A 20,008-nucleotide genomic window follows, 5' to 3' on the forward strand; every position below is an offset into this window, starting at 1 on the left:
TAAAGGTTTTGCCCAATGAGGAGGAGCACATGCGTTCTGTTGAGGAGCAATTGGTGTTGGTTACCCGCGCCGCTGTCACCCCAGAACCAGTGCGAATCGCAATCTCTGAAGCGCTCGGTTTAATGTGCGCTGAAGAAGTGCAGGCCACACAGCCTTTGCCAGGGTTTTCGCAAGCTGCCATCGATGGTTATGCGGTACGTGCGGTTGATGTTGGTGGGGAACGCCCACTGCTCAAACGGGCCGTCGAAGAAGAAGCGAGGCCAGCACTGCATGATGTGTCTCTTCCCGTAGTGGGTGAAGTGGCAGCGGGTTCTCAGCAACCATTGCGCTTACAGCCAAAACAGGCAGTGCGAGTACACACAGGTGCTCCGCTTCCTGCCTTAGCCGATGCAGTACTACCGCTCGAATGGTCGGATCGAGGATCCCGTCGCGTGGTAGCCCAACGCCCAGTACGATCTGGGGAATTTGTTCGCCGTGCTGGTGACGATATCCAACCTGGCGATGTCGCCGTAACTCCAGGGGCGATTCTAAGCCCCGCACATATTGGCCTTTTGGCTGCGGTGGGTCGATCGAAGGTTCTAGTATATCCGCGGCCTCGGGTAGCTATTCTTTCTGTTGGTCATGAGCTTGTTGATATTGATCGGGATCCCGGCCTGGGGCAAGTCTTTGATGTGAACTCATATGCGCTTGCGGCAGCCGGTAGGGAAGCAGGGGCAGATGTCCACCGAGTAGGCATTGCAGCCGGGGAGCCTAGGCGCTTGCGGGAAATCTTGGAAGGACAGCTTCTTCGCAGTGAAATCATTGTTATTTCCGGCGCAGTTGGTGGTTCAAGTAGCGAACAAATCCGAAAAGTATTAGCCGAAATGGGAGATATCGATATTACTCGGGTGGCTATGCACCCTGGTTCAGTGCAGGGTTTTGGGCTGATAGGAGAAGAAGGAATACCGGTGTTTTTGCTTCCTAGTAATCCGGTATCCGCCCTGGTTATTTTTGAAACTTTCGTGCGCCCGCTGATTCGGATGTCATTAGGGAAGCGTAATGCTACCCGCAGAATTATTCGAGCTCGTGCATTAAACCAAGTTATTTCCCGTAAAGGACGCAGGGGCTTAATTCGTGCTCGTTTAATGCGCGATGCGGAAACTCAGGATTATTTGGTTGAGGGGCTTGGTGGAGCTACGGGTGCTCCTGCGCATCTCCTTGCCGGTATGGGGGAGGCAAACGCTATGATTCGGATTCCGGAAGACATTGAAGAAATTCGGCCTGGCGACGAAGTAGACGTTATTTTTCTTTCTCAGACTGGATAAATGCTAAACGCACTGTTTGGAGGTAGGCTCCGTCCCGTTGATCCTTCGAAGGATCGTCATCCCCGGCATCCGGGGTGGCCGGAGGCCACGCCGATTGTTACGTTGCTTGATGGCAGCACGGTACAGTTGCGTCCTTTGCAAATGGGCGATGGCAAAGCCTGGAGGTCCCAGCGGCTAAGCGACCAGCACATTCTGCAACCTGTGGAGCCTACGATCGAATCCACTTGGAAGGCTGCACATTCTGTAAGTTCGTGGTTGGGTATGGTGCTGTCTTTACGGTCGGCTGCTGATACTGGGTATATTTTGCCGCTTGCGATCCTCTTAGATGGAAACTTTATTGGGCAGGTAACCTTGGGCAATATCCAGCATGGAGCAGTGAGTGATTGCTGGATTGGGTATTGGGTGCATTCTTCTGTAACGGGGCGAGGCGTTGCGACGGCCGCGGTGGCTTTGGGAATTGACCATGCGTTTACGCGAGTTGGTGTGCATCGAATTACGGCGACCTATTTGCCAGAAAATATCGCTTCGGGGAAAGTTCTCGAAAAGTGTGGTTGCAGAATTGAAGGGTTTTTGAGACGCAATATTCACATTCATGGCGAATGGAGGGATCATTACCTGGTTGCCATCACTCAAGATGATTTCACACAAACGACCGTAAATAGGTTGCGTAAATCCGGTCGAATCCTGTGATAAAAAACCTGCTTTGAACTGGTAAAATAAGTACTTTTCAGGGTTTCCACAGGACTATTCTTATTCGATCGTATGCTTCAAAACCGATGACTTTTATAGGGAAAAAACCGGCGTGGCATCGCTGAACTTTTCGTGTTCATAGCTAGGGTTAACAGGTAACTCAAGTGACTGATGTGAACAGATGGAAGGGGTACGCGCGTGTCCGGAGGATTGGTGATCGGACTTATCGTGGCGGTTTGGCTTTTCGTGCTTGCACCTTTGGTGCTGCGTAGCCAAAAACCAATTAGCCACGCTGGTGACGCATTCGAAGACACCCGCGTTGTATACGAGGGTGGCAGTGGAGATATTGCTCAACGACGACGCCCTCGACTTCCTCGGCGGGAACAGCCAGAAGAAGAAATCGTCGAAGAAACCGAACAAGAACCCGAAATTATTTTCGAAGACGAGCCCAAGGTCTCAGTCAGTACAGTAGATCATTCCGAGCCCGAAGAGCCAGACTATGAGCCGGTCCAACTGATCGAACTCGGTGACGAACCCTATGGCTATGACGAGGCATACACTTCGCCAGCGGACTATTTACACCCCGCAGCGGACGAAGACGAACCAATCGATGAATTCGACGAAACAGAGGCCTATGCCCAGGAGGAACAAGAGCTCGAACTCACCGATGAGGATCGGGAATTTGCTGAACGACGTCGCGGTCGGGGCGGCTATGACCCAGTCGCAGATGCGGCCAACCGTTCCACCCGCTACCAGCGCCGTCAACGAACCTTAATGATTCTTATCGCTGCGCTTGTAATCACACTGATTATCGGAGCAATTGTCGGTGGACTTGCCTGGATTGCCCCAAGTAGTGCGGCTGGACTTCTTTGCATTTACCTCTTTGTGCTCCGCCAGCAGGTTCGAGCAGAGAATGAGTTGCGCGATCGTCGAATTCGGCAATTGCGTCGCGCCCGTCTTGGAGTGCGCAATGCCCATGATGAAGAACTGGGTATTCCTGCGCGCCTGCGGCGTCCAGGTGCCGTTGTCCTTGAAGTAGACGACGATAGCCCAGACTTCGAATACCTGGAGCAAGTGAACGCTTCTGACTATTACACGGATGACGACTACGAATACCCCACCCCACGTCGCGTGAGCTAGACGCACAGCGTACAATAATGTGCGTTGGGGCTATGGCGCAGTTGGTAGCGCGTCTCGTTCGCATCGAGAAGGTCAGGGGTTCGATTCCCCTTAGCTCCACCAGGGATTCCGCTTGGCGAAGGCTAAGCGGTTTTCCATGTCTACAGTTCCACTCACGTTGATATATTTTCGCGTGAGTCCCATTTTTCTTTGCTTGCGGCTCACTTTTGGGGTTATAGGACAAAAGGGGGTAAGCAACCGGGAGGCAATCTTATCCGAGTCGAGCTTGCCTTTGAGTGCTTCAGGTTTGCCTCCGCAGCAGATTTGGCAGGTTGTTACCGACCTAAAGCACTGGCAATGGCGTAGTGATCTATCTGCGTGCACGATTGTTGATGAACAACGGTTTATTGAGATTCCCAAGAAGGGAAAATCTATACATTTTTGTACCACTCGCCGGGAAGAACCTCGAATCTGGGAATTTCAAATGGATTCACCAACCCTGACTGGCACATGGCATGGAACCTTTGCCCCAAAAGAAAATGGCAGAAGCCAAGTCACTTTCGTAGAAGCCGTACAACTTCGGCACAAACTGTTTCCGAGCTGGATCGTAAAACGATTCCTCAGAGCTTATCAAGCTCGGTATTTCCGTGACCTCCGAGCCGAACTTCAATCACGCTATGGCTGACTACAAGCGCTGGGAAATGAACAACTTTTATGCGCGAATAATAGGGGAGCAGAACGTGGCTCACTTCCCGTTTTTCCGTCGCCTTGTAGCATGAGGAAGCCTTCAACCAAATTTTTATTACACGGAATTGCGCCGCAGTGCCTCGGTTACTGTGGAAAACCTTGTGGAGGCGTCCTCGGGACGATATCGGCCAAGATCAAGGTCTTCAACAATACGGCCATCCACCAGCAGTAATACGCGGTCGGCGCGAGCTGCTACATGTGTGTCATGCGTGACGACGACCAGCGTGGTTCCTGCTTCATGGATTTCTCCAAGGAGATCAAGAATCTGGGCTGCTGTTGCGGAATTCAATGCGCCTGTAGGCTCATCTGCAAATACGATACGAGGCTCATTAATAAGGGCCCGACAGATGCCCGCTCGTTGCAATTGGCCACCCGAAACTTCCGTAACATCACTTTTGGCGAGGTCCCCAATGCCCATGCGATCCATTAAGGTTCTGCCTGTGGCTTCTACTTCGGATCGGGGGCGAATATTCGCCAGAAAACCAGGAAGCACAATATTGTCTAAAAGGCACAGTGTGGTCATTAAGTGCGCTTGCTGAAATACAAAACCATAGTGGGTAAGCCGCAGGGCAGATAATTGTTTTTCATTGAGTTTGGTAATGTCCGTGTCTTCCAAAAATACCGACCCTGAGCTTGGACGATCCATGCCACTTAAACTATGGAGCAACGTTGACTTTCCAGAGCCTGATGGGCCCATAATGGCAACAAATTGTCCTCGCTCAATATCAAGGTCTATGGAGTCCAATACGGTGACATCATATTTCTTTGTAAGCTTACGAGTGCTCAAAATATTCATTGTCAGGATTCCTTATAACGTTGTTATGCCAAAGGCGCGAATTCTTCTTAGGGCAATTGCAACTGCCGAAATAACGGTGATAAATAGCGCTGCTGGGACTCCTACACCGGTGAGCAACGGATCGGGTAGTAACTCAACATTTGGTGCCCCACGTGAACCCAAAACCAACCCGAGCGAACTTTCCCCGAGTGTGAATGTAAGCGCTAATCCAAGCAAAATTCCAATAAATGTGAGCAGACCAAAGCGAGTCAAATACTGACCACTTACCGCTTTATTGGTGCACCCTAGGGCCTTGAGAATTCCAATGTGAAGCCGTTCCCGTGAAAGCACAAGCACTGTAAACAGTACGGTAATCAGAAACGCTAACCCGAGGGCAATCGCACACGCAAGCGCAGCAATAATACGAATTTGTGAACTTGTAGCTCCGAAAAATTGGGAGGCATATTCGCTAACACCCGTGACCTGAACCCCAGGAAACTTTTGGCGCAAGTCCTCGGCAATAACTTGTTCCTGATCCTTGTTGGCGGCATCAGCGTAAACTAACTGCCATAGAGCGGGCGCGGCGTCGTCAAACATTGCCTTTGCAGTCAGTCCATTATTGGTAATGTCCTGGTACACGCCGGTGACGGTAAACTCTTTATCTCCTTCAGTGGTGCGCACCGAAACTTTCGAACCCACCTGTGCCTGCGTTGCTTCGGCCTGGTTATAGGACAAGGAAATCTCATTAGCGGATTTTGGTGCATTCCCCGCAATGTAATTCATTGGAAATGCTTCATGGTTACCAATATCGATAAGCACTGATTCCCATTCTCCGCTGGCCGTTTCCATTTTGTGTTCGCGGCGAACAATGGACGTAAATTTACTTATGCGTTCGTCGGCAGAAATATAGTCCTCCACAGCCTTGAGATCTTGTGTTCCTGCTCGAACATCGATACGTAAATCTGCTTGCCCAGAGCCAAGGTATGTTGCGATCCGTGGATTCTCTAGTGTTGTGGCTACATTGATTGGCAGTGCCATTGTTAATGTGCACAATGCTAAAACACCAAGCAAAAGCGCATTTGATGGCCGTAATGCTTCACGTACTCCCAACCACTGTTGCACGGGAAGGCGTCGAACGCTCGTTAGGTTCCAGCGGAGGCGTCGTTTACCTAATGAACCACTCGTGCCACTGCGCAGCGCTTCAATAGCGGAAATTCTTCCCACTTTGCCTAATGCAATCCACGTAAACCCAATAATCGAACCAGCGAGCATAATAACCATGACAATCGGAAGCCCAATGCTCCAAATAGTCACAGGTGGATCACCTAAATACAATAACGTTGGTGCACCCAAAGCTTTGGCAAGTGGCAACCCAAGCACATAACCAACAACAGCACCAGTAATTGCTAATGCAAGGTATTTCAGCAGATAAAGCCTGCGAATCTTATTTTGAGGTGCACCAATCGCCTTTAATACTGCAATGCGAGGTAAATCCGCTTCAATTGCCGCAAGGACGGTATACCTGAGAGCTAGCACCGCAACCACAACTAATACAAGTGCAACGATTAAGGCCACGGCAGCAATAAGCATGGTGCTTACTGCATTCATAAGCTGCAGCATGGAAGCATCCACATAAATACCCCTGCTGGGCAAGCCTGCTGCTTTGTATTCATTAATAATAGTGCCAGGTCGAGCGCCTTCTTCCAGGGCAAACTCAAACAAATATTCACGGTCTGCTATGTGTTGTTCTAGTTCTGTAAAGTCCTTTGGATGCACTACAAGGCGCTTGGAAGGAATCATCGCAGCGTTCATTTGTGCATCTCGGATAAAACCAACAACTGTAAGTTCGGTGCTCCAATCGCCGTCTTTGACTACGATTGTGTCCCCAACATTGGCCATTCCAACCGCCAAGTAATGAACTGGAAGCGCCACTTCACCCGGCTCAGGAGTTAAAGGTTTGCCGTTATCCCCGAGCAGCAAATCAATACGTTGTGGTGCGGTTACAAATGCTGGTTCTTGGTAGGAATCTGCCTGGTGAGCGCCATTGATCCAAAATTCATGGCGGGGAATGGGCAGTGTTTTGATGACTTCGTATTCGGTGACTTGATGATGTTCCGCAGCCCAATCTTCAACTGCCTCCACATCTGCTTCACCTGCATGCATTTGAATAAGATCAGGTACTTTTGCCCGTTGTGAAAGCTGATTTGTGGCAGCAACGGTGTTAACTATAAGGGCCGTGCTGGCGGACATCAATGTAGACGCAAGTGCAATTAATGCCGCCAATGTAATGGCTACTGCCATACCACGAGCTAGGTCTGCTTTAAGGAGTCTGGTTAGCATGGCGGGGCTTCCATAATTGGTTGGAGTGTGCCAGGTTCACAACCGAGAAGCACCTCTGCGGCGTGAATAATCCCGGCTGTGCGACGCGGAATTTCTGCTGCTTCATCGGTGAATATTCCTTCATCGAGAAGCATGCCTGAGCTAGTGAGCAAAATCTCGATTGTTTCCCGTGGATACTGTGTATGAAATGTACCTTCCTCGATTCCCTGTTCGACGATTTTGGTGAGGATGGGCGTAAGATGTTTTACGGTTTCAGTAATTGACAAAATATGAAAACTGGCATTGCCTGGGGCGTGCAATTGTTCAGTGAGTTCGCCTTCTGTGTCTTGTATTCTGGACGAACTAATAACAGCAAGGAACTTATATACGGCTGGTCTGTCTTGTTGCGCTATTTCAGTGGCGTTTTCGACTATTTGCTCTGTTACGCGACTAATAAGGGCGCGGAGGATTTCCTCTTTGGACGAAAAATGATAATACAGCGTGCCTCGCGCAATGCCGACTTTCTTAAGAATGTCTTCGATAGATGTCTTCTGGAAGCCCTTTGTAATAAACAGCTGACGTGCGACGTCGAGAATTTCTGTGCGCCGTTCCGGGGCGGGTTTTGATATACGCGGAGCCTTCATGTTTTTCTCTTCGCTTGTAACTACCGACCGACTGTCGATTGGTTTTATCGTAACTGGCTCTTTCTTAAGCTGTCAATACTTTTAGGGCATGCCTATGAGCCCCACGGATCGCTATGGTGGGGCTTATTTAGCCGACTTTGGCGGGTCTTTATCGCTTTTTCGTTTATTTCTAGCGAGTCTTTGTTCGAGGGTGTATCCCCAATATCCCAATCCATTATTTGCCGGAGGTGCTTGTGATTTTATAAGTGGATGATTACCCCAGCGAGTGGTGATTGCTTTGGGGGTACTAAAAGTACCGGCGAGCTTCCCGGTGGGTTCAGTAGTTATGGTTTCACCGTTAGGGAAGTGCCAGGTGACTATTCCATACGGATCCATTGTTGCGTGGACTCTACGGTCCGTTTTCATATTGTGGTGGTGTTGGCACAGACTTTGGAGATTACCGGTTGCTGTCCATCCGCCGTCGGCATAGTTGATTACGTGATCGGTTTGGCAGTCGATTGCATCTCGTGTGCAGCCAGGGAATCTGCAGGTTCCATCGCGCAATTTTACAAAGGTGTGTTGTGCAAGTGTAGGTGCGTAGTCTTTACCAAGGGTGTTTGTTACGTCATCTACGCAGTGGTAGTACATTCGCGTATTGCGAAGTATTTTTTGTTGCTCTTCAGTTAGTTCGCCCGCCCCAACAATATACGTTGGTATTGGGCTCGGCGGCGTTTCAGCGAATCCGAGTAGCGTTATTGTGGTTCGTTGTTCGTGGTGCGGATGCTCGGTGAGATACGTTTCGCAGGCTTTAGCAAAGCTCAGGTCGTGGGTATTGGCAAAGTTTCGAATTGCCCGTTCTATGGTGAGTATGGCTTCAGATGGGCCGGTCCAGCTCATTGTAGAAAGCCCAGGAACGTTTGTTGGTCGGAAGCTCACCTCGCAATAGTGTTCGTTTTGTTGTGTTGCAGCACTAATGTGGAGCCCTTCTAAGAATTTTTTTAGCGCTCGGGACAGCATTGCTGGAGTAGGCGTGGCTTGATTATCCCTTGTTGCGGTGGTGCGTTCCACAAGAAAGTGGTCGATTGCGTCCATAATTTCGGCGTAGTCCGCGTCTTCGGGGAGAAGGCAATCCACAGTGCTCAGCACATTGAGGAGTTTGCGGTAATGCTTGAATTGTAAGTGAGCTTTCGTAATTATGTGCGTGCGGAAGAGGGGCAGCCAGCGGTGGAGGAAATCAATAAAAAGGGTCCATTGTTCCTGTGTATATGCCGATATTCCAATTCTGGTAGCAATGCGGGCTATATGTTGGTCCAAGCAGTCAACATCTTCTAATTCCGCATAGGCATCGAGCTGCAATTGTAGGATTAGCCGGTTTGCGGCACGCTGTTGAAGCGCAAGTGAATCACTCGCGGATTCAATCGCATACGCCACTGTGTGCATGTGGTGTGTTCACACCCTCCCGAAAATCCCTGCCGATATTGTTAATACTTATTCTACCTAAGTAGCAATGAAGATGCAAGGATTTTTTTAATTATTTTTGCAGGTCAAGATAGGTTTTGCGCATGCTTTTCGACGTTCCGGGCGGGCGCGGCGTCGAAACTAATTGCGGTTAATAGAACGTAGCCCGCGCTTGATAATTCGCCGAGTTTCCGTCACAGGGCTTTCTGCTTCCCAGCGGTGCGCAAGCTGAATTGCCCAGTCGGGGCGGGATTTCGCGGCATCGTTTATCCAATTCGACACGGAGTCCTGGACATATTTGGAGGGGTCGGCGCGAAGTGGTTCAAGAATTGGTAGTCCAAGCTCAGGTTTTTCCTTGAGTTCGGAAATATGTTTGGACCAAACGCCGCGCGGCCGAAGGGATTCGCTGGCAAAGCGGCGGATGCGTTCCGAGGAATCAGAAGTCCAAGTAGCAAGGATTTCAATGCTTGAATCTAATTGTGAAGTTAGCGTGGGTCGAGCTGCCATCCAAGCCCATTCTCTGACTCCAAAGTGAGGATCGTCTGCCGCTACTTTTAATTTAGGTAACAGAGTCTTTGGGGTCTGATTTAGTGAGTCTTGCGCGATTGCAAAGCAAGCCCATCCGCGGACAGTGTCTGAAGTGTGTTCGGCTATTTTTGCTATTTCGTTCTCAGGCAGGTGAGTTTGAATCGCCGCGCCTATGGTGCGCATTTTTGCGGCAATACCTAGGTGAGTGCTTGCCTGAACTGTGGCAACAAGCGCTTCCGGTGCATTAGGAAAAATACTTGTAAATAGTGCTAGTTGGTCGATGGCTAAAATTTCCGAAAGAGTTGCCGTTTCTTCAACCCCGTGTTCGAGTGCTGCGCGCAGTTCGGGAGTGATATGAGAAGGTTTTTGGGAAGCGCTCATAAAGAAATCCTTGTCACTGAGTAGCCAATATTATTGGCCCAAGTTTTCGGGGCTTTTGTTAAGTTTGCTCTCGTCCGATGCTGAGAATGCGGAAGTTCCAAACAGGACTTCCGCAAGAAATATTTGCATTGAACAGTGCTTATAGAAAGGAAAGAGCATGTTTTTGCTTTCTTCGGATATTTGGGAATGGTTCCTTGACATTATCGCTCCACCACAAAAAGTAATTGCAGTTCCATATCTGGAGCACTGGATGTAAGGATTTTTTGCTTTTAATAAAAAGCTGCACGTGATGTACTTTTGCTAACGTCGAGGGTATGCACCAAGACCTTCCCGAGGAATTAATTCAAGACATACGGGTCACGCAGGTAATGGCGGTGCGTGGCGGCGATATTGCAAAAGCATTCCGTTTGGAAGGCCCGGATGGGACATTCTTTCTTAAGACCCATCCGCGGCCAAATCATCAAATGTTTGAACGTGAGGCTCGGGGGTTGGAAGCCTTGCGGGCAAATGCACCTAAGTATTTGGGGGTGCCTCGTGTGATCGCGGCGTCGTCACGCGGGTTGCTTTTGGAGTGGATTGAAGAGGGGCGCCCTACCATAGAATCCGAAGCTGAGTTCGGTAGGGGTTTAGCGTGTTTGCATCGGTTGGAGCAACCTTATTTTGGGGGACTAAAGGGTGATGAGTCCGGATATATTGGCTCGGTGGAAGTAGATTTGACTCCAGCGGATTCTTGGCCTGAATTTTATGTGGAACGCAGAGTAAAACCACTGTTAGACCGTGCAATTGGGGCAAAGGTTATTAGTGGTGATGCCGCTGCGCTTTTTGATGCCCTAGTGCCACGGGCAGCTGAGCTTTGCGGTCCGGAAGAGGCACCTGCATTAGTGCATGGTGATCTTTGGGGCGGCAATCGAATGATTGATCGATTGGGGAGAAGCTGGCTGATTGATCCTGCCGCTTATTATGCTCACCGTGAGGTCGACCTAGCAATGATGTTGCTTTTTGGCGGGTTTGGGGACGCGGTGTTTGCCGCCTATACCAAGGAGTATCCATTAGCGAAAGGCTGGCGTGAACGAGTTTCCTGGTATCAGCTTCCACCACTCTTAGTTCACGCAATTTTGTTTGGTGGAGGGTATGGAGCTTCGGCGCTTGGCGTCTTAAAGCGCTTAGCGCAATAAGGTATTGAGGATCGTGGTGGAACAATGAGTTTTATTGCTTGGATTATTTTTGGTTTTATAGCTGGATCAATCGCTAAATTTATTATGCCGGGCAGGCAAGGTGGCGGTTGTATTGTGACTAGTCTTTTGGGGATTTTGGGATCTGTGGTTGGTGGCGCACTGGGATCGTATTTTCTGCATGAGAATTTTCAGCAAGGTTTATATGACATAAGCACTTGGGCGAGCGCAATTGCTGGTGCGCTAGTCGTGCTGGCGGCTTGGAGTATTATTCGTCCGAAGTAGGAAAAACACATTACCCACTTATTGGTGTGATTCATTCTTGTTTATGTAACGCACAAAAGGTGGGCTTTTATGGGGCGTTGGTGGGGTGGACGTCGATAAGTATAAAGATGGTAATTTTCCGTAGTTTCCAGCGAAAATAAGTGAAACCACAAAGGGCTGATATGAGGTTCATATGAGTGGAGGGGCGGATTTTTGCAGTGGGCAAACACTAGATTTATGGGGAATTTGAATTTTAAGGGGCGTGCGGCCTGAATGCACATCTGATACCGTCGGGTCGAGTGCGATATAAATATCGTCCTCATCTGGGGATAAGGCTTTTTCGAGCCGAAAAATCAACATCATCGAACTTTTACTAGACACCGATAGTAAGGAATTCGGACTGTGAAGAAACTTTCGCCTGCCGTTGGGCTGTGTGCTGCTCTTTTTGTTTCGGTATCGGTTATGGTTGCGCCGTTAGCCATTGCTGAGCCTGGAGCCGCTACCGAAACAAGCGGCGTAACCACACTCGAAAACGTTAAGGATCTAAAAACCACCCCAGGGCTTTCCGGAACGGTGGTGACAGAAGATCATGTTGAGCCTAATGACAATGCCGGAATGACATTTACAGTAGAAAACCGTAAACCTGAAGGTACCGAGGGGGATATTGCTGTTCCACTAGTAGATGGTAAATGGGCAGTGCCAAAAGATATTCCTAACAGCCCGACAAATCCAGTAGATAAAGCTGCCGCGGACAGCGCCATAACCCGCGCACAAACCTTTATTGATGCTGGGACTGATTTGAAATGGAATGCCCAAAAACCATCGCCAGTTACTACAAATGAAATTGTTCACCAGAAATCTAGCAAGCCCTATGGTGTGACGTGTTCGTCATTTGTAGGAATGGTGCTAAAAGGCTGGGACTACCAGCACACAACCTATGTGTCCGATACCAATAAAACGGTAGGGCCCTGGGTAGATTTTGGTGATAATGGTGCGGCTACTGACCCCAATATGGATCTATGGCAGGCGCATAAACTGGCTCGTTGGTTCCATACTCACGGAGACCTTTGGGTTGCTGATGGAAACCAAGGGCTTGAACCAGGTGACATTATTTTCCTTTCCGAACAAAAGCCGGAGGGCAAGGATGCTAATACTGGGACATATTTTGGCAATGTGTACCATGCAGCGCTATATGTGGGGAACAATAAGGTGATTCATTCCTATGGGGAATCCTCCGGCGCTGGAGTAGTGGAACAGGAATATAGTGATCACTTGCGAGATAAAACTTCATTTATTGCGCGCCCCTCATGGAGCAGGGCACAAGATGCAGATGCTCCTGGTACGGATCCAGAACCACAGTTTGAACATGATATTCAAAAGGGCCAGCTGTCCCACTAGCCCCTTCTAAATAACAGGCCTTAATGTTGCCCGATCCTATCTGCGACTCGTGCTGCCAGCTCTTCCAGTACATGAACATATGTATGTCCGGTAGCGCGAGTAAGCCCTAGTTCACATGTGCGATTGCAGGAAAGAAAGAGATCAGCATTCATATGTGCTACGGAGCGGGCTTCGTCTCGGGTTGAGGTGGCCGTGAGTTCCTCGTGTAATAGGCCACGGTCACCGGCAAATGCACAGCAACGCCAACCATCCGGTATGGTTGCTTCTTCTGCGACCAGGCCAGCAAGCATCATAAGAGCATTATTAACGCCAAGGTGGGTTGAAGAACATGTGGGATGTACCGCAGCGCGCCGGGCTTTGGGGAGCGGAGGCAATAAAGGCGCAATATGCTCGGCTACCCATTCGGTGGCGTCTAAAACGCGTATATTTTCTATCCCAGCGTTTCTAAGTGCAACAATTATGCCTTCCGTACAGGAAACATTGTCACAAATCAGGGGGATTGCGCCCTGCTGCGTGTGCTCGACAATCCATTCGGTGAGTTTGTTTTTCATAACATCATAGCCCTGCGCCAGACCCTTAGATTTCCATGGGGTTCCACAGCAAAGGTCCTGGATACCGCTTGGAGTGCTGAGTTGCAACCCAGCGTATTGGGCTAGGTCGCGCACTGCATCAGCTACGCCTTTTCCGCACGCATGCTCGGTTCCAAACATGGTGCCAACACATGCAGGCATAAAAATCGCATCTGGGTGTTTTGTTGGTTTCGGAGTTCGAATTTTTCCTCCGCCAGGCAGTTCGGATGTCAATGTGGGCACGATATCTTCACCGGCTACTTTTCGAGCAAGCCCAAGCGCAGTGCGCAATGGTGGTGTAGGCGCCGCATGGGTCATGCTCATGCCTATCGACGCCCCGCGCAAGACCTTTCCCCAATGCTCAGCGGCTATTTTCCAACCTTTATCTAGTGTTTTGGATTGTGTCTCACGCCGTTTTTCTCGAATGAGATCACCGGTATTGATTTTCACCGGGCAGGCTGTAAGGCACATACCATCTACCGCACATGTTTGTGTGACGTCATAAACTTCCTGTTCCTTAAGGCGTTCGGCAAGGTCATAAGCACCTGTTGCTTCGCAGGCAGCGATGGCTCGCTGGATTACAATCCGCTGTCTTGGGGTAGTAGTGAGGTGCTGGGATGGGCACACCGGTTCGCAATAACCACATTCGACACAATCATCGATAATCTCGCGGACAGATTCGGTTGGTTTAATGTGCTTAAGGTGAAGCTCTGGGTCGTCGGTAATAATCGTTCCGGGGTTGAGTATTCGCTTTGGATCGCAGGCATCTTTAATATCCACCATTGCCTGGTAAAGATCGTCACCATATTGACGGCGTACAAATGGAGACATAATTCGCCCGGTACCATGCTCGGCCTTGAGGGTTCCTTCCTCGCGTAATACAAGATCAACCATATCTTCGGTAAAAGCGTCATAACGGTTAAGGGACGCAGGCCCAGCAAAATCTTCTGTCACTAGGAAATGAATATTGCCATTTTTGGCGTGTCCGAAAATAACCGCGCCATCATAATTATGTTTGACAAAAAGCTCCTGGAGTTCGGTACATACTCCGCCAAGTTGTTCCATTGGGACGGCAATATCCTCAAGTAATGCCATCGTTCCTTTGGGCCGATTTCGCATAATTTTGGTGTAGAGCCCATTGCGCATAACCCACATTTGTGCGCGCCGATCTGGGGAGTTTGTAAGTTCCGGCGCTGTGGCCAACCCGCCTAATTGCTCAAATGCAGATTTGCCTGCGGTTATTCGTTCGGCAATGCCATCATCATCCATGGCCTGATATTCCACCAATAGGGAAGCATGTTGATTCACTTGAAAACCCTTGGGGAGTACGTTCGCCGCATCTTCGCCCATTGCTTGGATGGACGCGGCGTCGATAAGTTCTACAACATCGGCGCCGGAATGTACAAGTGTGGGTAATGCATTGGTGGCAGCATCAAGGGAATCGAACATAAGTAGCCCGGTGGCCGTGCGCTTTGGGACCGGTACGGTATTGAACACAGCTTCGGCAACAAATCCCAGGGTTCCTTCGGATCCAATCATAAGATGTTCAAGGATTTTCGCTGGTGTATCAAAGTCTAAAAAGGAATTAATGCCGTAGCCCATTGTGTTTTTAATCGCGTAACGGCGTTCGATATCGGCGCGGTATGCGTCGCCGCGTAAAGTGTCGCGCAAACGTTCAAGCACTTCGACGAGTGCTGGCTCATTGGAGCGGAGTACCTCGTCGGCGTTAGGTGCGGCAGTATTAATTACCGTGCCACTTGGGAGCACTATGGTCATAGAATCGATTGTGCGATACGCATTCGCCGTAGTGCCGCAAGTCATGCCGGAGGAATTATTGGCAATCATCCCACCGATCGTGCACGCTATTGAAGACGCCGGGTCCGGCCCGAGTTTTGTTCCATAGCGTGCCAGAGTGGCATTGACCTGGCTAATTGTAAGTCCCGGCTGCACTCGAACACGTTTTCCGTTGTCTAGGACTTCCATGCCTCGAAAGTGGCGTCGAACGTCGACGGTGAGCCCTTCGGATAGTGCCTGACCAGAAAGGCTGGTGCCGCCACCTCGAAATGTTAATGGCCAGTTCATTTCTGCGGCTATTCGCATTGCAATGCCAATATCGGTGGGAGATTTGGCACGCATAACTGCATCTGGTGTGTGTAAATAGTGGGAGGCGTCAACAGCAAGCGCCATGCGATCAAGCTCGCGGGTGCTTACTGTGTCGGCCCCAAGCGCGGCGCGTAATGCTTCAAGGGCAGCGGTATTGCCTTGAGAAAGCAATGATCGTGATGTAGTAACAGACATTGTGGGTGCTCCGAGGGGATAAGAACTGGCTGGTTACGGGCGAAAACCTCGTATAAAAAGCACGATACCCACCAAACGTAATTACCGAGTGTGCTTAGCCAATCCTCAATGCCTCGGGCCAGTACCCCGCCGCTGCAGATTATGTAGAGCTACCAGCTGCTGTTGCGCTGGCAAGGAAGATTGTTGCAAGAAGCGAATCTATATGCCGTACTGTTTTCTTAAGCAATGATCCAGACTGCGTTTCTGCAAAATCTTTTAATGCTTGTTCGATTTGTTTGCGTTCTGGTTTGGCGAAGTAGCTTTGCAGTAATTGGCTATTTTTCAATAGTGCGGCCATAACAACGGTTTCCTCATCCGCCTGTTCAGCGCTATTGCCAGTGCTGAGCTGCGTGCGAATTTTATTGATAATATATTCGACAGCGTTTGGGGCGGGGACAAAGCCGTCAGTTTTTCTAAGAAATCCGCTAGTTTCGGTGGTTGCCACATTGGCGCGCACCAGGCTATTTCCTATGGATTCAAATAGGTTTGTGCGTTGGGTTGCACTTAGCCCCAGAGTGTATTGCTCAATTAATTTTGTGATTCTTATTGGGGCTTTTTCCGCAATGTCATTGTAGGCGGGGGTTAAGTGGCGGAGTTTTTCCGGTAATGGCGCCGTAATTGTGATTTGTGATTTTTTCGACTCATCAAAATCCACACATTCAGCAAGATGCATATCCATCAGTGCACTGAATACAAAGCATAACCATGGGTTTGTATGTGTACTCGGTAGTTTTCCTTTAGCGTTGACAGCACACAACAGAAACTGTTGTGAAATGGTTAGGTTTTGCAATGCTTCATCCTCTCTTCGCAGTCCACGTTATCGTTTTATGCCAAAAGGCGTCGGGCACCATTTTTCGGGGCTGCAAATTTCTTTTCGACGCCCACCCAGCTGTAGCATGCGGCTATCTGCGGCATTGCACAGGTGGGGCGTCGATACGCGGAAAAGCATTAGGTGCAATAAGGTTGTTTTCTATTTGTGTTAGGGGAGCAATGGAAAGTACGTCGCTTATAATTAGACTTTTTTCGCAATTTTGTTCTCGGGTGTAATGTTTGCTTAATCGTGACAGCCTCGGTGTTTATCCAGGCAAACTGGTTTAAATTTGAGATTATGCGCACAAATAATCGCCTAAATTAGTACTCTATTTCAGGGGTAACCACTGTATGTAAGTGGGCTTGAAATGTGGGTTTTTTATCGCCAAAGCCCCAGTTAGGTGTGCCGTAATAGGGGTGTTGAAGTTTCGCTACTCCGTTATTGGTGTGAAGCGGGTAACCTCGTCTGCATGGATAAACCGGTTGTCAGGGATGGAGCGCTGCTCTTTTTGCGGCTCGTACTCGGCATTATCTTTATTGCGCATGGCTGGAATCGTATGTTCATTTTAGGACTCGAAGAAAATACCGGTCAGTTTAGCGCACTAGGTGTGCCGCAGCCGGAGCTGTCTACATGGATCGTCACACTTGCCGAACTCATTGGCGGCTCCTTGCTCGTCGTTGGTTTTTTGTGCACTTTTATCGCAGGAGCAATGGCACTGCTTATGTCGGCGGCACTGTATTTTGTGCACCTCGATCACGGGCTCTTTATATCTGAAAACGGATTCGAATACACGCTTCTCCTTGTTGCCGCGCTATTTATTATTGTGGTGTTTGGTAGTGGTAGAGCGAGTATTGACGGAGTGCTAAACAGGTGATCGAATGTTCGCAAGTGCAGGCGGCTTTGTCTGCGCGGTGCGACGGTGAACAAACCGGCGTACCAGACGATATTGTGGATGCCCATGTGTCTGGCTGCGCCGAATGTCAAGCTTATGCGGAGAAAATCGAGCTTCTTTGCGGTGCATTGCGCTTTGGTTCGGGCGGTCGGGTCGCGGACGTCGGTACGCCGCCGGATCTCTCCGAAGCTATCCTCGCTGGAATCGAACCCCAACGCCGACATATTGCAACTACGCACGCGGTAGGCCTTGCGTTTTCCCGGGTAGGTTTGAGTATTTTGGGGTGCGCTTATATCGGGTGGGCGATTATTCTTCTTGGTCAAACCAGCCACCTTGCCGCCGAAGATGAACAAGCAGCCAGTCTCCTTGTAGATGCTGCTGCAGTTAGGCTCGCACTGGCTTTTGGGCTCTTTTTTGCCACGTGGCGGCCCTCCGCTACCTCGGGGCTTCTGCCGGTCTACGGTGCCCTTTGGGCGTTCTCATTTGGCTTTGCGACTCGCGAAGTTGTCCTTGGGTTTGCTAGCACACAAGACATTCTTGGGTTATTCCTCCTTTTTATTAGTGTTCTTTTGATGCTTTCCACCTGGCTTCATTGCATTGGTTTCGCCACAATTAGCCGCGCCTGGAAAACTGTGACTGCCCAACCCACTGCGTGAACTTCGTCGTGAGCTTTCGTCGCGGGGATGTTCAGGCACGGAGGTGTTCAGGCACGGAGGCGTTCAGGCACGGAGGCGTTCAGGCACGGCTGACCTGGGCAAACGATACAAAAAGGGCAACTTTTTAAAAAACCCCTCCATTTTGTACCATCGGCCGAACTTTCACCTGGGCCTTTCGAGCGTCGAATGATACAAAAAGGGCAACTTTTAAAGAAACCCCTCCATTTTGTACCAGTATGATTTTATAGCAAGGGTGCTTGCCATATTTTTGCTTTTCGACGCCCCTACCATGCAGGATGTGCAAGACCGTTGGGGCTTGGCTGGACTCACTAAAACTCGGGCTCTTGGAGCCGGAAAACGATGTCGTTATACGCGCGACCTGAAAATACATCGGCAGCCGTATAGCTTAAAATGTGGTATCCGTTATTGGTCAAAGCGTAATGGCGTTCGATTTCTTGCTGGAAATTAATGGTTTGTTCTTTGTGTGTCCTGCCAAATTTACTGGTACCTGATATCTCTACAAGGTAGCGGGTGTTTCGGATCCGAAAGTCTGCGCGACGGATTGTATGCATTCGATCTACTGCGGGTTCTTGTGGAACGAGTGTAAAGTGCCCGTATTTGTGAGATTGGGCGAATAAGTAAGCTTCCGGTGGGGATTCCACGATTGGGTCAACTTTTTCCAATATGTCTTCAATCGTGGTGTCTATCTTTAGTGATGGCGTCAGTGAATTTCGAATATCTGTTTTAGTGCATGCTTGATTGCGGATCGCCCAGGTAGCTGCCATAAAGCACGTTTCGTAGGAGTGGTATCTGGCTACGTCAATGATTGTTCGGGGAATTGTGGTTGCGCTAATATGTTGGCCGATACATATATGGCTGTGTGGCAAGTATCCTCGCAGCCGTTGACCATAGTTAAATTGCCTGGCTGGGATATCTTTTTGCGTGTAGAACTCTACGGGCTGCCTAGGGGTGATATTAGTCCACATTCCCCATTGGTTTGCTGCCGATATGCCAGCGATAATGCGCGTTCGATTTGCTCCAACTGCTAGGGCTCGCAGTTTGTGTTGTTCCCAGTGGGGAAGAGGCTCAAATGTTTTGGTCGGTGTGACTATTCCGGGGGCGAGAACGGTGTAGATCCCGCGCTGGATTCCTCGGTAGAGTTTTGTGCGAGCAGCGCCGCGATAGTTTTTGATTTCTAGGATGTCATTCCTGGTCAGTGGTGTTTTCATATTTCCCCCCAGAGTTATTTTGTTCATGTATCAGCCAAAGTAGCATGTATGCCTGAACGTGGACAATAGGGGGAGTTTATTGTCGCCAGTCGCCGAGGGCTCCTTGGAGTGCGCCAAGAGTGGCGTCGATAAGTGCGTGTTTGTGGTCCTTTTGGCGCCCAGCTTCCAACCATGCGTAGGTGGCGGCTTGAAGGAAGCCAAGGTACCCGTGAAGGGCGGCTTCATCGCGGTACCAGTGAATACCGCCGATAAGCTCGGCTATTGTTGTCACTTCTTGTTGGTGGTAGTGCATTCGGGTTTGTGTGGCAAGTGCTGGCTCGGCGCCCGGACTTACAAATATTTTCGCCCATTCGATTGGCAGTTCAGCCACAAGATCAATATAAACAAGCAGCATTATTCGAACACGTTCTCGTGCGCTTTGTTGGGGGTCATCTGCTTGTTGTTGGCGCCGGAGGAGCTCGGCAAATGTGCTATCTAGCGTAGCTGTATATAGTTCGGCTTTGGTGCCAAAGTATTTATGGACGAGCGCCACGGAGGCTTCTGCATCGGAAGCGATTTGGGCAATTGATGTTTGCTCGTAGGGTGACTGGCTAAACCGCTCCATTGCGCATTTCATAATGGTGGCTTTGCGGGTTTCGGGGTTAAGGCGGCGGCGGCCGTGAGGGGTTGTCTCGCATGGCATATTGACAGAATAGTGGGTTAGTGAGTTAGAGTCATTAATAGTTAGTGACTCAGA

Annotated in this window: 18 protein-coding genes and 1 tRNA gene; 10 read left to right on the forward strand and 9 right to left on the reverse strand. The window is 49.7% G+C overall.

Features of this window, described 5'->3' with window-relative positions; all coding sequences use genetic code 11:
* The first annotated feature begins 29 nt into the window (after positions 1-29).
* The 5 genes from glp to CFREI_RS03855 all read left to right on the forward strand — a co-directional run bounded on the left by glp (position 30) and on the right by CFREI_RS03855 (position 3,798).
* Positions 30-1,304 carry a molybdotransferase-like divisome protein Glp gene (gene glp / locus CFREI_RS03835; protein ID WP_027013153.1) on the forward strand — a complete coding sequence of 425 codons (1,275 nt, stop codon included), beginning with the start codon at positions 30-32 and terminating at the stop codon, positions 1,302-1,304.
* Entirely contained in the window at positions 1,305-1,994 is a 690-nt protein-coding gene (locus CFREI_RS03840; protein WP_027013154.1) for a GNAT family N-acetyltransferase, read from the forward strand. It begins immediately after the preceding gene.
* A gap of 198 nt (positions 1,995-2,192) precedes the next feature.
* On the forward strand, positions 2,193-3,134 hold the full coding sequence (gene sepX, locus CFREI_RS03845) for a divisome protein SepX/GlpR (protein ID WP_027013155.1): 942 nt from the start codon (positions 2,193-2,195) through the stop codon (positions 3,132-3,134).
* A 26-nt stretch (positions 3,135-3,160) separates the two neighbouring features.
* Positions 3,161-3,236: transfer RNA gene (locus CFREI_RS03850), tRNA-Ala, on the forward strand.
* A 169-nt stretch (positions 3,237-3,405) separates the two neighbouring features.
* Entirely contained in the window at positions 3,406-3,798 is a 393-nt protein-coding gene (locus CFREI_RS03855; RefSeq protein WP_205618468.1) for an SRPBCC family protein, read from the forward strand.
* A gap of 117 nt (positions 3,799-3,915) precedes the next feature.
* Here the strand turns inward: CFREI_RS03855 and CFREI_RS03860 are convergent, their stop codons facing one another.
* From CFREI_RS03860 to CFREI_RS03880, 5 genes are all read right to left on the reverse strand, one after another.
* Entirely contained in the window at positions 3,916-4,656 is a 741-nt protein-coding gene (locus CFREI_RS03860; RefSeq protein WP_051256035.1) for an ABC transporter ATP-binding protein, read from the reverse strand.
* 12 nt (positions 4,657-4,668) lie between these two features.
* Positions 4,669-6,975 (reverse strand): ABC transporter permease, encoded by a 2,307-nt coding sequence (locus CFREI_RS03865; protein ID WP_027013158.1) that lies wholly within the window; start codon positions 6,973-6,975, stop codon positions 4,669-4,671.
* Complete coding sequence (locus tag CFREI_RS03870) at positions 6,969-7,598, reverse strand: TetR/AcrR family transcriptional regulator (RefSeq protein ID WP_027013159.1); 630 nt, start codon at positions 7,596-7,598, stop codon at positions 6,969-6,971. The genes CFREI_RS03865 and CFREI_RS03870 overlap by 7 nt, the downstream gene beginning before the upstream one ends.
* Before the next feature lie 123 nt (positions 7,599-7,721).
* Positions 7,722-9,017: an HNH endonuclease signature motif containing protein gene (locus CFREI_RS03875; RefSeq protein WP_051256036.1), complete on the reverse strand. Its 1,296-nt coding sequence runs from the start codon at positions 9,015-9,017 to the stop codon at positions 7,722-7,724.
* A gap of 159 nt (positions 9,018-9,176) precedes the next feature.
* Entirely contained in the window at positions 9,177-9,944 is a 768-nt protein-coding gene (locus CFREI_RS03880; RefSeq protein WP_084170804.1) for a DNA alkylation repair protein, read from the reverse strand.
* A gap of 314 nt (positions 9,945-10,258) precedes the next feature.
* On the opposite strand from CFREI_RS03880, the gene CFREI_RS03885 reads away from it, so the two are divergent.
* The 3 genes from CFREI_RS03885 (at position 10,259) to CFREI_RS03895 (ending at position 12,778) form a co-directional block, all read left to right on the forward strand.
* Complete coding sequence (locus tag CFREI_RS03885) at positions 10,259-11,119, forward strand: fructosamine kinase family protein (RefSeq protein ID WP_027013161.1); 861 nt, start codon at positions 10,259-10,261, stop codon at positions 11,117-11,119.
* A 24-nt stretch (positions 11,120-11,143) separates the two neighbouring features.
* Entirely contained in the window at positions 11,144-11,401 is a 258-nt protein-coding gene (locus CFREI_RS03890; protein ID WP_035112316.1) for a GlsB/YeaQ/YmgE family stress response membrane protein, read from the forward strand.
* Positions 11,402-11,782: 381 nt separating this feature from the next.
* Positions 11,783-12,778: an NlpC/P60 family protein gene (locus CFREI_RS03895; protein ID WP_051256037.1), complete on the forward strand. Its 996-nt coding sequence runs from the start codon at positions 11,783-11,785 to the stop codon at positions 12,776-12,778.
* A 20-nt stretch (positions 12,779-12,798) separates the two neighbouring features.
* On the opposite strand, the gene CFREI_RS03900 is transcribed toward CFREI_RS03895, so the two are convergent.
* Entirely contained in the window at positions 12,799-15,645 is a 2,847-nt protein-coding gene (locus CFREI_RS03900; RefSeq protein WP_035112319.1) for an FAD-binding and (Fe-S)-binding domain-containing protein, read from the reverse strand.
* A gap of 139 nt (positions 15,646-15,784) precedes the next feature.
* A complete protein-coding gene (locus tag CFREI_RS03905) occupies positions 15,785-16,474 on the reverse strand; it encodes a GOLPH3/VPS74 family protein (RefSeq protein ID WP_169719168.1) in 690 nt (229 codons plus the stop codon).
* 490 nt (positions 16,475-16,964) lie between these two features.
* Between CFREI_RS03905 and CFREI_RS03910 the strand changes: the two genes are divergently transcribed.
* Entirely contained in the window at positions 16,965-17,369 is a 405-nt protein-coding gene (locus CFREI_RS03910) for a DoxX family protein (RefSeq protein ID WP_027013165.1), read from the forward strand.
* Positions 17,366-18,043, forward strand: a complete 678-nt coding sequence (locus CFREI_RS03915; RefSeq protein ID WP_027013166.1) for a zf-HC2 domain-containing protein — start codon at positions 17,366-17,368, stop codon at positions 18,041-18,043. Before CFREI_RS03910 ends, CFREI_RS03915 begins: the two co-directional genes overlap by 4 nt.
* A gap of 329 nt (positions 18,044-18,372) precedes the next feature.
* Here CFREI_RS03915 and CFREI_RS03920 read toward each other — a convergent pair whose 3' ends face one another.
* Positions 18,373-19,272, reverse strand: a complete 900-nt coding sequence (locus CFREI_RS03920) for a hypothetical protein (RefSeq protein ID WP_027013167.1) — start codon at positions 19,270-19,272, stop codon at positions 18,373-18,375.
* A gap of 76 nt (positions 19,273-19,348) precedes the next feature.
* A complete protein-coding gene (locus CFREI_RS03925) occupies positions 19,349-19,954 on the reverse strand; it encodes a TetR/AcrR family transcriptional regulator (protein ID WP_027013168.1) in 606 nt (201 codons plus the stop codon).
* Positions 19,955-20,008: the final 54 nt, after the last annotated feature.

This window comes from Corynebacterium freiburgense, assembly GCF_030408815.1.
Taxonomy (GTDB): Bacteria; Actinomycetota; Actinomycetes; order Mycobacteriales; family Mycobacteriaceae; genus Corynebacterium; species Corynebacterium freiburgense.

Coding starts and splice junctions, on each gene's coding strand:
- glp (WP_027013153.1), top strand. CDS start 30: ATGCGTTCTGTTGAGGAGCAATTGGTGTTGGTTACCCGCGCCGCTGTC.
- CFREI_RS03840 (WP_027013154.1), top strand. CDS start 1,305: ATGCTAAACGCACTGTTTGGAGGTAGGCTCCGTCCCGTTGATCCTTCG.
- CFREI_RS03860 (WP_051256035.1), bottom strand. CDS start 4,656: ATGAATATTTTGAGCACTCGTAAGCTTACAAAGAAATATGATGTCACC.
- CFREI_RS03865 (WP_027013158.1), bottom strand. CDS start 6,975: ATGCTAACCAGACTCCTTAAAGCAGACCTAGCTCGTGGTATGGCAGTA.
- CFREI_RS03870 (WP_027013159.1), bottom strand. CDS start 7,598: ATGAAGGCTCCGCGTATATCAAAACCCGCCCCGGAACGGCGCACAGAA.
- CFREI_RS03875 (WP_051256036.1), bottom strand. CDS start 9,017: ATGCACACAGTGGCGTATGCGATTGAATCCGCGAGTGATTCACTTGCG.
- CFREI_RS03880 (WP_084170804.1), bottom strand. CDS start 9,944: ATGAGCGCTTCCCAAAAACCTTCTCATATCACTCCCGAACTGCGCGCA.
- CFREI_RS03885 (WP_027013161.1), top strand. CDS start 10,259: ATGCACCAAGACCTTCCCGAGGAATTAATTCAAGACATACGGGTCACG.
- CFREI_RS03890 (WP_035112316.1), top strand. CDS start 11,144: ATGAGTTTTATTGCTTGGATTATTTTTGGTTTTATAGCTGGATCAATC.
- CFREI_RS03900 (WP_035112319.1), bottom strand. CDS start 15,645: ATGTCTGTTACTACATCACGATCATTGCTTTCTCAAGGCAATACCGCT.
- CFREI_RS03910 (WP_027013165.1), top strand. CDS start 16,965: ATGGATAAACCGGTTGTCAGGGATGGAGCGCTGCTCTTTTTGCGGCTC.
- CFREI_RS03920 (WP_027013167.1), bottom strand. CDS start 19,272: ATGAAAACACCACTGACCAGGAATGACATCCTAGAAATCAAAAACTAT.
- CFREI_RS03925 (WP_027013168.1), bottom strand. CDS start 19,954: ATGCCATGCGAGACAACCCCTCACGGCCGCCGCCGCCTTAACCCCGAA.